The following is a 14,229-nucleotide window of genomic DNA, read 5'->3' as shown; positions in this document are numbered from 1 at the left end:
CCTGTTGATCTTAGCGGAAGGCGCGCAGACTCATGCGGGATCAGCTGAACAGGTGTGACCCCACAGGAGCCTGCGGAGAGTTCGGCTCCAGCCCCACGGAACGCGAAGCGGCTGGAACAGAAATTAGCAGTCTGCTTTATCCACAAACCATAATAAAAAGACTGTAGGAGCTAATCGAATTTTTATCGAGTTTGCCTACAGTCTGAGAGGATGGCCAAAGGTCATCCTTTTTTTATCTTTGTTAAATTTCCTTGCTGGAATCATGGAGGATATTTTTAGCCATATAACTGTGAAACATCCATTCACCCAGTGCAATCAATAGAGCAGAAAACAGAGCCCCGCTCACAAGGTTATCATTCGAAATATTTAACATTAGCCCAAAACCCCAAATAATTAGGAATGATAGTACAAAATCTGACACCGTTGCAATCAGGTTCCCGGCTTTAGGAAGGATAAACAGGTCCCCGGCTATATATGAAATGACGCCGAGCAGCAGTGTAAGGATAAAGACATCTCCGAAATCAGCCTGGTACCCCAGTCCTAGTACGAGGTAAAGTATAACGAGTGTCATCAGCGCTTTTATTCCAAGAGCTTTTGCATGTTCCATTTTATCAGCCTCCTTTGATATAGCTATATCCCGTGGAAATCCTTGTTAAACATGAAGCCTAAGCTATAGAGCAGAAGAAGATATCGGAGTTCAAAGGTTTTTTTACAAATTAATTTATCTAATTGGTATGCAAACAAGCCATTCTAGAAAAAATGAATAATGGATTGGCTTCAAAATTTGTAGTAAAGGAAGTTACCATATTGAGTTTGCTGGATGTACACCTCCTTATTTTATTATTGACTTTTTTCATTACTAGTATTGGCTGTGTTTATATCTTAAGAGACAGCGTTTTTCATTATGGCATCGTTCTTATCATTAGCTTGTTCGTTACGGTTTCATTATGCCTCTTTTTTTATTGCCTCGGATTTTATCGCTTTACTCTTCCTGTCCCATATGTCCTCCCGGTGGTAGCTGTAAGCTTTAGCTTTTTAGCCTTGTTTCTCGTCAGATATCGACCGAAAAGAAGGACGTTCCCTTTTTTTTTCATGACCTTAACCTTCATTTTTACACTGGAAGTCCTTTTAAAAGAATATGCAGGCATCATTAATTTCAAAAATGGCTGGGATTATTGGGATTCTTATTCCCTTTATTGGGTATTTTCGCGGCTGTTTGACTGGATCGGGGAAGGAGTTGTTCCAGCAAAGCATCGGTCTCCCATTCGGTCGGAGACAGCGGGCTACTGGAGTCTCTTTCTCTTGTCGGCAATTTACTTTGCCATAGGAGTTTTTATCCTGCGGTTTTAAGTCAGGCCGCAGGAGGGACATCTTAAACGTTATTTTACAAGTTTAGAATGTGATTTATGTGGGTAAAAGTATTTTTTGTAGTTAACTTTTTTCTTCTGCTGGAAGCACTGTTAGTTAATTAAACAAAAACTTTATTTACATAGAGAAAAGGAGAATGGAAGCTTGGAAACAATGCCTAAGTGTTCAGTTGCGGGGATCAATTTCGGTTGGGACCTGGAAAAAGGGAAATTTTTATTTGAAGGAGATGACGCGGTACTATTCTGGATTTCTTCGGCGATGAAAACTTTTTTTGACACTATAGAAGAAATTTCTGGCGAGGAGTCCTCGAACCTAGTGTTTGAAACGACGGGTTTCCGGCAGGGACTCGTGGTAGGGCAGTACTTTGAGAAAATGAAAGAAGTCAGTGTTGCAGAGGCGGCGGAGATGATTACCGCTACATATGCAACCGCGGGCTGGGGACTCACGACCATCAAGGATTTAGATTTTAATTCTAAGACTTTGACTGCTCATATGAAGGACAGCTGGGAGCATAAAATCAATGTTGCCCAGGGTAAAACAGCAGGAGGGAGTTTTCTGCCTGCACACTATGCCGGTGTGTTTACAGGCCTCTTTGGAACTAATATTTGGTATAAAGTTACTCAGCACCAGCTTGAAGGGCATGAGTACAGCATGATTGAGTACTTCCCTTCTGATATTACAATTTCGGATAATATCCATCAGCTAGCCAGGAAAAAGGAAGCGCAGAAGATTCAAGAACTTGAGGCTTTAGTTGAAGAAAAGACCAAAGAATTAAAAGGGCTTGTTGACAGGCTCTCTTCACCAATCATTCCTGTCCTGGAAGGAATAGTGGTTGTACCATTGATAGGAAAATACGATGAAGACCGTTCCGAACAGTTGATTGTCAGAACTCTGAATAATCTTCCACAGTATCAGGCAAATTATCTTATTTTGGATTTGACAGGAATTGATGAGGAAATTTGCGAACATACAGCCAGCCTTCTTGAAAGGATAGGCAGGGCAGCATCCCTCATAGGAACGGAAACCATCCTTGTGGGGATTACAGCGGAACTCGGCATCTCCATTACTCAGTCAGCGATTAATTTATCCCATTTTAATTGTTTCCAAACTTTGCAGCATGGAATCCATTTTGCTTTCAGCCAAATGGGAAGAAGTATTGTCTGAAGAAAGAGAGGCATCAGGCATAAGGACGCCAAAGAAAGAAACGGCACTTGATTTTGATAGGTGATAGCATGAATCTCAAACGAAAAGAAGTGGTTAAAAGATATCGGAATTATAATATACAATTGGAGACCAAATTACGGAAGCACAAGATAAATAGCACTTCCAGATAGCTTGCTTCTATGGAGTCGCTGAGCAGGAGCTCGAAGCTCTGTGTTTCGTACTTTATTAAGTATTCATCGGGTGTGCCGATTGTTGATACGATGGTGGCTAATCAAATATTCCAGCTAATAAACGCTCACAGGCTTCTCGTGGTAAAAGCCGTTTTAAGCGGATTACGACCTGAAATGCCCAGACAATAGTTGCTTTAGGCCGGGATTTTCGGGATATTAAATCCTGCTCCACGCTCCTGCAGGCAATTAATAAATCGAAATACTTTTATGAGGGAAGTTGCTAATGGATCATGAAAATTAATTTAAAAACGGCTCATGCTGCATAGCGTGAGCCGTTTTGTTTATGAATCCATTTTTCCGGATGGTGTAATTTTGACTGCAGCCGGCAACGAACCGTTCAGGGATTTTAGAAAGACTTCGACATTTTGCTTGTTCCTCATTACCGGTGAATACACATAGGAAAATGTTCTTGTGAAGGAATGGTCTTTTACCCGTATAATCGAAAGCTCGCCATACTCCACTTCTCGTTCAATCACGCTTTGAGATAGAAGAGAAAGCCCCATTCCTTTAATTATTGTTTCCTTTATTCCCTGATTGCTGCTTATGGACAGTATGGATTTCGCCTTGAGTCCGTTTGACCGGATTACATGGTTTAAATATTCCCGGGTGCCTGATCCGTTTTCTCTGGTAATCCACTCCTGGTTCTGAAGGTCGGCAATCGACACATTTCTTTGCAGGGCTAGTGGGTGGCTGGGTGAAGAGACGATAAACAATTCATCTTTCATGAACGAATGGACGGACAGTTCCCGATCGTTCGTCTGCCCTTCAATCAAGCCAATATCTACTTGGTACAGTCGTACAGACTGAACGATTTCATCGGTATTGCCGATGACTACCTGCAGCTCAAGTTTAGGATATTGTTTGTGCAAATCGAACAGGACGGCCGGCAGGATGTATTCTCCAATGGTAAAGCTGGCACCAATTTTCAGTTCCCCTTTGATGGAGTGATGAAGTTCAAGGATGTCTTGCCGTGTCTGTTCATAAATGGAAACCATTTGCTTGGCGCGGTCATAAAGGACTTCCCCGGTAGGGGTGATTTTTAAATACTTTGGAGAACGCTGAAAAAGCTTTGTTTGGAATTCCTTTTCAAGGTTTTTAATATGCAGGCTAACACTTGGCTGCGAGATATGAAGCAGTTCCGCAGTTTTTGTGAAATTTTTCACCTCAGCTAAGGTGATAAAGGTTTTTAAGGCATCATAATACAAACGAACACATCCTTGTTATTAGAAATATTAATAGTTTAAATAATTAATATGTATTTTACTAATGCTTCTAAATTAGGTAAAGTCTTATTAGAAAACTTTTATTAAATATGGGCCGGATAATTAAATTATAGGCTGTTTTTAAAGGGGTGTCCCTTTAAAACCGACTTGACTTATAGGAATTGTCAAACTATGATTATATTAACCAATTTAACATGAGTAAATACCTTGAAAAATTGTTAGAATCCGTCATCAACTATCCGTGACGTATGATAAGATTTATATTCCTTTGTGAGGTGGATACATTGCAACTTCAGGTAATGAACAGTCCGTTTAATCAGGAGCAGGCAGAGCTCCTTAACCGCCTTCTGCCAACCTTGACGGAATCGCAGCGGTTCTGGCTCAGCGGCTATTTAGCAGCATCCCAGTCCGGTACTCTTTCAGGAGGGATTGATGCTCTTCCGGGAAATGTTCCAGCGGGGAACTCTGTATCCAAAGAGGTTACTATCCTTTTTGGGTCGCAAACTGGAAATTCACAGGGACTTGCGAAGAATGCTGCCAAGACGCTTGAAGCCCAGGGGTATCAGGTAACCCTTTCTTCCATGAGCGATTTTAAACCAAACAACTTAAAGAAAGTCAAAAACCTTCTAATTATTGCAAGCACACATGGTGAAGGCGAACCGCCGGATAATGCATTGTCATTCCACGAGTTTCTCCATGGAAGGCGTGCACCGAAGCTGGATGACCTTAATTTTTCAGTTTTGGCTTTGGGGGACAGTTCCTATGAATTTTTCTGCCAGACAGGGAAGGATTTTGACAAAAAGCTTGAAGAACTTGGCGGAACAAGGCTATATCCGCGTTTTGACTGTGATCTCGATTATGACGAGCCGGCAGCAGAATGGCTTCAGGGTGTTATTGGCAGCCTGAACGAAGGACAGGGAGGAAGTGCAGCTCAAGAACTGTCATCGGCTGCTCCGCAAGCGATTGGTACGTCTTTTTCCAGAACAAATCCATTTAAGGCAGAAGTGCTCGAAAATCTGAATTTGAATGGACGCGGCTCCAATAAAGAAACACGCCATCTGGAACTATCCCTGGAGGGTTCTGGCCTTGTCTATCAGCCAGGTGACAGTCTTGGAGTTCTTCCGGAAAATGATCCAGTACTGGTTGGCGCACTCCTTGAGGAATTGAAATGGAATCCTGACGCAACAGTGACCGTTAAGCAGGGAGATGATCGGTCACTAAAGAATGCATTGGCGTCTTACTATGAAATAACAGTGTTGACGAAGCCGCTGCTTCAAAAGGTGGCTGAGCTTTCAAATAATGAAGACTTGCAAAAGCTTGTGGCACCTGGCAATGAGGAACAGGTCAAAGCTTATCTGGATGGACGGGATCTGCTTGATTTTGTCCGCGATTTCGGAGCTTGGGGGGAGACTGCACAAGAGTTTGTATCCCTTCTCCGTAAAATGCCTGCTCGGCTCTATTCGATTTCCAGCAGCTTAAATGCTAATCCCGATGAAGTTCACTTGACAATCGGTGCGGTCCGCTACCAGTCCCATGGACGGGAGCGAAATGGGGTCTGCTCCATCTTTGCAGCGGAGCGACTGCAGCCTGGAGACAGCGTGCCAGTTTATATTCAGCATAATGATAACTTTAAACTCCCTGAAAGTCCTGACACTCCAATTATCATGGTTGGTCCAGGAACAGGCGTTGCCCCATTCCGTGCCTTTATGCAGGAGCGTGAAGAAATCGGAGCGGAAGGGAAATCCTGGATGTTTTTCGGAGACCAGCACTTTGTAACGGATTTCCTCTATCAGACAGAATGGCAAAAATGGCTGAAAGACGGGGTACTGACAAGAATGGATGTCGCTTTTTCAAGGGATGGCGAAGAAAAAGTTTATGTTCAGCACCGTATGCTTGAACAGAGCAAGGAACTGTATAAATGGCTTGAAGAGGGAGCGGTGGTCTACATCTGCGGCGATGAGAAAAACATGGCGCATGATGTCCATAAGACACTGATCGATGTCATCGCTAAAGAAGGCGGGATGAGTCCTGAACAAGCGGAAGAATATCTTGCAAACATGCAGCAGCAGAAACGTTATCAGCGTGATGTATACTGATTTAGATTGAAGGGAGTACAAGACAACATGGTGAACCAAATTTTAAAAGCGCCTGATGGCCCGCCAAGCGATGTTGAAGGGATCAAGGAGCGAAGCAACTTTTTACGCGGTACATTGAAAGAGGTTATGCTCGACCGGATTTCTGCAGGGATTCCTGAAGATGACAACCGATTAATGAAACACCACGGAAGCTACCTTCAGGATGACAGGGATCTCCGCAATGAGCGTCAAAAACAAAAGCTTGAGCCTGCATACCAGTTCATGCTGCGCGTCCGTTTGCCGGGAGGGGTTGCAACACCCTCCCAATGGCTAGTAATGGATGAGCTTGCTGATAAATATGGAAATGGAACTCTGAAATTAACAACCCGGGAAACGTTCCAGATGCATGGAATCTTAAAATGGAACATGAAGAGTACAATCCAGCAGATCCATGGAGCCCTTATGGACACCATTGCTGCTTGCGGTGATGTAAACCGGAACGTTATGTGTACTTCAAATCCCTATCAGTCGGAAATCCATGCTGAAGTATACGAATGGTCAAAAAAATTGAGTGATGACCTGCTTCCAAGAACCCGCGCCTACCATGAAATTTGGCTGGATGAAGAAAAAGTAGCTGGAACTCCAGAGGTTGAAGAAATAGAACCTATGTATGGACCGTTATATTTGCCGCGTAAATTTAAAATCGGGATTGCCGTTCCGCCATCTAATGACATTGATGTCTTTTCACAGGACCTTGGGTTTATTGCCATCGTTGAAGATGGAAAGCTTACAGGGTTCAATGTGGCAATCGGAGGCGGAATGGGGATGTCGCACGGCGATAACGCAACCTATCCTCAGCTTGCGAAAGTGATCGGTTTCTGCAAACCGGACCAAATGTATGAGGTTGCAGAAAAGGTAATTACAATTCAGCGTGATTACGGAAACAGGTCAGTCCGTAAAAATGCCCGCTTTAAATACACGGTTGACCGTCTCGGACTGGAAAATGTCAAGGCTGAACTTGAGAACCGCCTTGGATGGAGCCTTGATGAGGCTAAGCCGTATCATTTCGAAAGTAACGGAGATCGCTATGGCTGGGTTAAGGGCATTCAAGGCAAATGGCATATGACATTGTTCGTTGAGGGTGGACGTGTAGCTGATTTCGATGGATACCAGCTTAAAACAGCATTGAGAGAGATTGCAAAAATCCATAAAGGGGATTTCCGTCTTACAGCCAATCAGAATTTGATTATTGGGAATGTTTCAAGCCAGAAGAAGAATCAAATCAATGACCTGATTGAACAATACGGTCTAACAGATGGCAGTCAATATTCAGCGATTCGCCGCAGTTCAATGGCATGTGTAGCACTGCCGACCTGTGGACTTGCCATGGCTGAAGCTGAACGCTATCTTCCTCGTCTGATTGATAAAATTGAAGAAATTGTCGATGAAAATGGCTTACGCAATGAAGAAATTACCATCCGTATGACTGGGTGCCCGAACGGATGCGCACGCCATGCGTTAGGGGAAATTGGTTTTATTGGAAAAGCTGTAGGCAAATACAATATGTACCTGGGTGCGGCCTTTGACGGGAGCCGTTTGAGTAAAATGTACCGAGAAAATATTGGAGAAGAAGAAATTCTCAGTGAATTGCGTGAACTTCTTCCGAGGTACGCAAAAGAGCGCCAGGAAGGCGAGCATTTTGGAGACTATGTCATCCGCGCCGGAATCATTAAAGCGACAACAGACGGCACAAACTTCCATGAATAAATAGTACAAACATAGTCGGGTCCTTTTCCTGTCAAGTTTGTATCAAAGGGGTTCAGAATGGTCTCATTCTGAACCCCTTTTGAGTTTAGACATTAATGTCAGACGACCTGGAGAAAAACAGGTTCCAATTTTTGACTAAACAGCAATCAAAATAAAGCTGCCAATATGACAGCCATTACATTATTGCTCAAAGTTCTTATCTTCAAGGACGTCAGAGTCAAAAAAACCGAGTGCATATTTCACCGCTTCTTGTATATCGTTTGTTTCATATCCAGCCAGATCTTCATGTGAAATTTTCATTACTACATCTTCCAATTCATAGCCGCTGTCCAAATCCATTTGCAAACGTACGGCAAAGCCTTCTGGCTGGACTGTGGTTTCAATAATGTTAAAGGTCCTGATAGCTGTACCTGTTTCATAATCCTTTGAGTTCAAGGAATCTGCCATACAAACACCACCAATAGATTCAATTTTGCCTCCCTGAGCCTGCTCAGAAAAGCTGAGGGCACCGCCGAATGCTTAGAAAGGGTTATCGTCTGACGGTGCTCATGTGCAGTATTGTGTCCTAATTGCCTGTGAATATGCACCATTGCGGTCATGCAAGGGTTTTATATAGCAATGCCGAGGAAGAAAATATTTCGCTGAAATACAGTGATATAAACAAAAGGAATATCCAATACTAATAATCCGTCAGAACATTGGAGGGGATTTATTTGGGGACATGTGAATTATGCAGCCGAAATGACGTTGAGACAACCGTTCATCATTTGCTTCCAAAGGAAATGGGAGGGACTTTCGAGCCGACTGCAAATTTATGCATTTCATGTCATAAACAAATACATGCTCTTTATACGAATGCTGAAATAGCATCCCGGTTAACGTCAATTGCAGAACTAAGGGAAGATGCTCAGCTGTCAAGATTTATAAAGTGGATTCGAAAGCAGCCTGCGACAAAATTGATGAAGATAAAAAAATCGAATGATCGGAAACGTAAACGGAAATAAAAAAATTTCAAAAATAATCGTTCTTGGATAATGATAAAATAGTGTTAGAAATAAATGAAGATTAAAATTTAGAAGAAACAGAGGGGTTTAAATGATTTACTTAAAAAAATTTGAACCGTCCGATTTTAGCCAGCTGATAGACTGGATTGACTCGCCAGAATTGAATCTTCAATGGGGAGGTCCAGCCTTTGATTACCCACTGACAAAACCTCAGCTGGAGGCATACATAAAAGACGCAAATCATCCCGGGTCCAGCCGGTATATATATAAAGTGGTGCTGAAGGAATCAGGCCGGTCTATTGGCCATATTTCCTTGGCCAATATTGATTTGCATCATCGTTCTGCAAGGATTGGCAAAGTGTTAATTGGGGACAAGACGATTAGAGGGCGGGGGATTGGGCAATTAATGATCAAAGAAGTATTGAAAAAGGCTTTTGAAGATCTAAATTTACATCGAGTGAGTCTTGGAGTATTCGACTTTAACGACAGTGCGATTGCCTGTTATGAAAAGGCCGGTTTTCGAAAAGAAGGTTTGCTTAGGGATTGCAGGAAATTGGGAAACGAATATTGGAGCATGTGGGAAATGAGTATATTGGAGAGCGAATATCAAAGAAAATAGGAGATATGCCTTTATGAGCTGTCATCCACTTATTCTATGTTTCTATTAAAATTGAGAGGGAATAAGGGGTATAACAATAGCTTGAAGGAGGGTTCCTATGAACAGCAATAATAAGAAAAATGTAAACAGGCTCGAGGATAAAGAGCGGGAATTTTTAAGCAACAGTAACCAGGTAAATGAAGAATTCAAGAATCAGAAACACATACCTGACCAGCAAAATCGTTTGAAGGACCAGGAAAACCGCCAGTAGTTAAATGTTGAGCTTATAAAAAGCACTTGTTTTTGAACGGCAGGGAGACTAAGCCAAAGATTTGGAGTTTATCCAGATCTTTGGTTTTTTTTGCAGAAAGTGCAGAAAGTGCAGAAAGTGCAGAAAGTGCAGAAAGTGCAGATTGAAATGTGGCAGCCAGCAGTTATTAGCAAATAGAGGAATACAGGTTTATTATTCTGTTTTTTTTTAGGTTATGGGCTCAACAAAGACTGTTCGTCATGCATATTGTCTTCAAATCGAATAATTTAAAGGAATTTGAGAACGAATAAGCGAATAACTCAATAGCTTATTTTTACTTTTAATTCGAGGAGTCAGAACCATGAAAAATACTGTAACCGAACTTTTAAATATTGATTTCCCTATTTTACAGGCACCGATGGCAGGAGGAATTACAACCCCGGAATTGGTAGCTGCTGTTTCCAATCATGGGGGACTGGGCATGATTGGAGCAGGATACCTGGATCCAGATCAGCTTCGTAAACAAATAAACGAAGTAAGGCAATTAACCGACAAAGCGTTCGGAGTCAATCTATTCATCCCAAACACATTTACCTATGACAGTCAGGAGGCGGATGGAGCAAATCAATCCCTTCATTCCATCCGAAAGTATTTGAATATCTCAGAGCCTGAACCTCCCCATATTACATACAATGACAGTTTAAAGTCATACCAGGAACAGCTAAGGATCTTAATTGAAGAAAAGGTTTCGGTGTGTTCGTTTACGTTTGGACTCCCGTCCGATAAAGAGATAGAGAAACTAAAAAGACACAACATGATTCTGATAGGAACGGCTACGACTGTGGAGGAAGCAGTTAAAATTGAAAATATTGGAATGGATTTCGCAGTTGTCCAAGGAAGTGAAGCAGGAGGTCACCGTGGAACCTTCCTGAATGTTACTTCAGATCGCTCAGCAGGATTATTTTCGTTACTTCCCCAGGCTGTTGATCATCTGCATATTCCGGTTATAGCGGCAGGGGGAATTATGGACGGCAGAGGGCTGGTGGCAGCGATTTCATTGGGGGCACAAGCTGTTCAAATGGGTACTGCTTTTTTAACTTGTAAAGAAAGCGGGGCACACAAAGTACATAAAGCAGCCATTCTCCATGCAACTGAAGAAGATGCGATACTCACTCGAACATTTTCCGGAAAGTGGGCAAGAGGACTGAAAAACGACTTTATTTTACAAATGAGCAAGCATGAAGGGGCATTGCCACCCTATCCGGTCCAGCATTTACTTACACAAGATATCAGAAAAGCAGCGGCTGCCCAGAATAACCCTGAGTATATGTCCCTATGGTCAGGACAGAGTCCAACACTAGCCAAAGCCCATACAGTAAAAAAATTGATAGAAGAAGTCATGCGCGAAGCGAAGAAGGTTCAAGACGCTATCCATCAGCATGCCTTTTAACTTAGGTGTGTTTGAATATTCTTGCATTTATCGGAAAGTCATGAAAATAATGCTGTATTGATGTTATAATATCTCTAGTTAAAGAGAAAGAAGTCGATATCCAGGAAGTTTGCCAGTAATATTATAGGAAACATTCCTGTAGATGCTAGTTGATTTCTAAGAGTATGAATATACACGGAGGAGAATTTTTTGGAAGTTACGGATGAGAGACATTTCGATAAAACCCAGCGTACAGAACATACCAGAATGTGTGAAATGAAATCTATGCTTGATCTTCATTCTTTTCTGATTCAAAAAATCACGAATGGTGATTCTTTATATGATATTTTAAAAACGCTAACATTCAAGCTTGAAGGGCATTTTAAACGAAAAATGTACTGTTCGATCATGTTAGCTGCAAATGAGGGGAAACTCGCTTTAGGAACAGCTCCTAACCTTCCTCAGGATTTTATTCAATCGATACAGTGTATAAAGGTTGGCCCAAAGGCGGGTTCATGCGGTACTGCAGTTTATCTGAATGAACCGGTTATTTCCTCCGATATAGAAAAGGACCCGCTATGGGAAGGCGGCAGGAATGCAGCCCTCCGCCATGGGCTGAGAGCATGCTGGTCCATTCCAATCTCTGTTGGCGGGCGGGCGGAAGGGACGTTCGCCTTTTATTTTACTGATGTTTGTACCCCTTCTTCCTTTGAGCTGGAAATGCTGAAGACATGTGCGAATCTGGCCGGATTTGCCATAGAGCGGGATAAGCGGAATGAACTGGAAAATCAGCTGCGTGAAAGTAAACAGCGTTTTAAATCGCTGTTTGATTATTATCCTGACTCGATCCACATGGTTTCTTTGGAGGGGACTTTTCTGGGATTCAATAGGGGGACAGAATCAATCTTTGGATACAGCCAGGAGGAACTGCTGGGGAAAAGCTTTATCCCGCTGACAGCTTCCGACTATCAGGAAAGCGCTCTTTTTCATTTTAATGAGGCCAAAAAGGGAAAGGTCCAGCAATTTGAGTACAAGATCATTCACAAGAAAGGGCACGAAGTCTTCCTCCATACAACTTTCCTCCCCATCTTTGTAAAGGGAAAGATCCAAGGAGTATATGGCATTTCCAGGGATATGGCTTATGAAAAGAAGCTCGAACAGGAGCTTGATGTGAGCCATAGAGAAGTAGAGCAATTAATGAAAGATCACCAGGGTATGATTTATAAATTCAAAAAAGAGAACGGGCAGTTCATCCATACCATGGGAACGGGACAGTTATTAAAGAAATTAGGAATAAACGTGAAGGAGTCGATAGGGAAGACTCTTTATGACATATTTCCTGAAGAAATTGCTGACTGGAAGAACCTTCATTACCAAAAAGCATGGAATGGAATAGAGACTACCTATGAGTCCGACTATAAAGGGATTTACTATGTGGGTTCCCTGAAGCCTATTTATCAGAACGGCAATATAGTTGAAGTGATTGGCTCCTGCAATGATGTCACTGAACTAAGGAAAACTCATGAAGATTTAAGGGCGACCAAGGAACTGCTTGAATCATTTATCAACAATACGGTGGATGCCATTGCCACGATGAATCCACAGGGCGAGATCACCTTCGTAAACCAGGCTTATATTGATATGTTCGGTTTTCCGGAGGACGAGGTGATCGGGAAGAAGATTGCCAATATTCCTGAAAAGTATAAAGAGGAATTTGAACGGCTGTTCAAGACAGTTGCTTCCGGCAAGAAGATAAAGGGCTATGAGACCGTGCGGCACAGGGCGGATGGCACCCTCGTCCCAGTCAGTATAACTCATTCGCCGATTAAAGATAAAAATGGTGTTGTGACGGGGGTATCAGGTATTATTCGCGATATTACCGAAAAAAAGTCCATTGAACAGGAGCTGGAGGAAAACAAACAGCGTTATCAGTCTCTGTTTCTCGCCAACCCGGACTTAGTCCTAAGCCTTGATGTGAAGGGGAATGTGACAAACATTAACCCTTCTGTAGAAAAATTGATTGGCTATACACCGGAACAGGTGCTGGGACAAAGCTATGCGGAATTTATCGAAAAAGAAACCCTGATTAAAACGAGGGACGGTTTTAAAAAAGCGCTGCAAGGCATTCCTCAAACTTACGAAACAAAGCTTATTCATAAAAATGGCACATCGGGAATCTTCCAGGTTACTAATCTGCCAATCATTGTAAACAATAAAATCGTAGGTGTATATGGCATCGCAAAGGATATCTCACAAAATAAAAGGACCGAGGAATATTTGCGGAAATCCGACAGGCTGTCTGCCATTGGCCAGTTAGCAGCAGGCATCGCCCATGAGATTCGTAATCCGCTTACATCGATTAAGGGCTTTTTACAGCTTATGATCGAAAAGAGTTCCAACAAAGAATACTATCAAATCATGCTTAGAGAAATCGACAGGATTGAATTGATAACCAACGAGTTTCTGATCCTGGCAAAACCCCAGGCAAAGAAATACTGCAAGAAGTCCATAACCGCCATCCTTGGAGGCTTTCTGCCGCTTGTCGAGACACAGGCAAACATGAGAAATATTGAAATCATAACCGAAATCGATGAATTGTTGCCGGCTATCTACTGTGACGCCAATCAAATCAAGCAGGTATTCCTGAATGTAATGAAAAATGCCATTGAATCCATGCCTAAGGGCGGACAGATTACCATGAAGGTAAAAAGGAACGAAGAAAGCCTTCTCATCTCAATAGAAGACCAAGGCTGTGGAATATCTCCGGAAAGGTTAAAGCGGATTGGGGAACCTTTTTACAGTACCAAGGAAAAAGGAACAGGCCTGGGTCTGATGATTATTTTTAATATTATTAAAGAGCATCAGGGTACTATTCAAATTACAAGCCAGCTTCACAAAGGAACAAAAGTACAGATACGGCTGCCGTATATTCAATAACTCCATAAAAAGAGGCTGGGCCATAACTAGCTTCAAATAGTGAGAAAGGTGAAATTGAGCGCACTCAATTTCACCTTTCTCTGTTTTTACTTGTCTTTCTACTATATTCTTAGCTGTTGGCCGTGAATTTTCGTAAATTCACGGCCATTAATGCTAGACCCATTTCGTTTTCAACCTTCGATTT

General features: G+C 42.3%; 12 protein-coding genes. 9 read left to right on the top strand and 3 right to left on the bottom strand.

The window, feature by feature from the left end:
- Positions 1-241: 241 nt before the first annotated feature.
- A complete protein-coding gene (locus EV146_RS02525; protein ID WP_132001548.1) occupies positions 242-607 on the bottom strand; it encodes a YndM family protein in 366 nt (121 codons plus the stop codon).
- 485 nt (positions 608-1,092) lie between these two features.
- On the opposite strand from EV146_RS02525, the gene EV146_RS26740 reads away from it, so the two are divergent.
- Both EV146_RS26740 and EV146_RS02515 read left to right on the top strand, forming a co-directional pair.
- A complete protein-coding gene (locus tag EV146_RS26740; RefSeq protein WP_158286973.1) occupies positions 1,093-1,350 on the top strand; it encodes a hypothetical protein in 258 nt (85 codons plus the stop codon).
- A gap of 171 nt (positions 1,351-1,521) precedes the next feature.
- Positions 1,522-2,532: an STAS domain-containing protein gene (locus EV146_RS02515; protein ID WP_132002539.1), complete on the top strand. Its 1,011-nt coding sequence runs from the start codon at positions 1,522-1,524 to the stop codon at positions 2,530-2,532.
- A 511-nt stretch (positions 2,533-3,043) separates the two neighbouring features.
- Here the strand turns inward: EV146_RS02515 and EV146_RS02510 are convergent.
- Positions 3,044-3,967, bottom strand: a complete 924-nt coding sequence (locus tag EV146_RS02510) for a LysR family transcriptional regulator (RefSeq protein WP_132001543.1) — start codon at positions 3,965-3,967, stop codon at positions 3,044-3,046.
- A 302-nt stretch (positions 3,968-4,269) separates the two neighbouring features.
- On the opposite strand from EV146_RS02510, the gene EV146_RS02505 reads away from it, so the two are divergent.
- Positions 4,270-6,081: an assimilatory sulfite reductase (NADPH) flavoprotein subunit gene (locus EV146_RS02505; RefSeq protein ID WP_132001540.1), complete on the top strand. Its 1,812-nt coding sequence runs from the start codon at positions 4,270-4,272 to the stop codon at positions 6,079-6,081.
- Positions 6,082-6,108: 27 nt separating this feature from the next.
- Positions 6,109-7,827, top strand: a complete 1,719-nt coding sequence (gene cysI, locus EV146_RS02500) for an assimilatory sulfite reductase (NADPH) hemoprotein subunit (protein ID WP_132001537.1) — start codon at positions 6,109-6,111, stop codon at positions 7,825-7,827.
- 180 nt (positions 7,828-8,007) lie between these two features.
- Here cysI and EV146_RS02495 read toward each other — a convergent pair whose 3' ends face one another.
- Positions 8,008-8,274, bottom strand: coding sequence for a hypothetical protein (locus EV146_RS02495; RefSeq protein WP_121613041.1), 267 nt, complete (start codon positions 8,272-8,274; stop codon positions 8,008-8,010).
- A gap of 266 nt (positions 8,275-8,540) precedes the next feature.
- Between EV146_RS02495 and EV146_RS02490 the strand changes: the two genes are divergently transcribed.
- The 5 genes from EV146_RS02490 (at position 8,541) to EV146_RS02475 (ending at position 14,045) form a co-directional block, all read left to right on the top strand.
- Positions 8,541-8,831 (top strand): HNH endonuclease, encoded by a 291-nt coding sequence (locus EV146_RS02490; protein WP_132001534.1) that lies wholly within the window; start codon positions 8,541-8,543, stop codon positions 8,829-8,831.
- Between the two features lie 91 nt (positions 8,832-8,922).
- Positions 8,923-9,450: a GNAT family N-acetyltransferase gene (locus tag EV146_RS02485; RefSeq protein ID WP_132001531.1), complete on the top strand. Its 528-nt coding sequence runs from the start codon at positions 8,923-8,925 to the stop codon at positions 9,448-9,450.
- Between the two features lie 97 nt (positions 9,451-9,547).
- Positions 9,548-9,700, top strand: coding sequence for a hypothetical protein (locus EV146_RS26735; RefSeq protein ID WP_158286972.1), 153 nt, complete (start codon positions 9,548-9,550; stop codon positions 9,698-9,700).
- Between the two features lie 340 nt (positions 9,701-10,040).
- Positions 10,041-11,129 (top strand): NAD(P)H-dependent flavin oxidoreductase, encoded by a 1,089-nt coding sequence (locus EV146_RS02480; protein WP_132001528.1) that lies wholly within the window; start codon positions 10,041-10,043, stop codon positions 11,127-11,129.
- Between the two features lie 189 nt (positions 11,130-11,318).
- Positions 11,319-14,045 (top strand): PAS domain S-box protein, encoded by a 2,727-nt coding sequence (locus tag EV146_RS02475; protein ID WP_132001525.1) that lies wholly within the window; start codon positions 11,319-11,321, stop codon positions 14,043-14,045.
- Positions 14,046-14,229: the final 184 nt, after the last annotated feature.

It is taken from the genome of Mesobacillus foraminis, assembly GCF_004340465.1.
GTDB lineage: Bacteria > Bacillota > Bacilli > Bacillales > Cytobacillaceae > Mesobacillus_B > Mesobacillus_B foraminis.
This window is presented reverse-complemented; position numbering and strand designations above follow the sequence as displayed.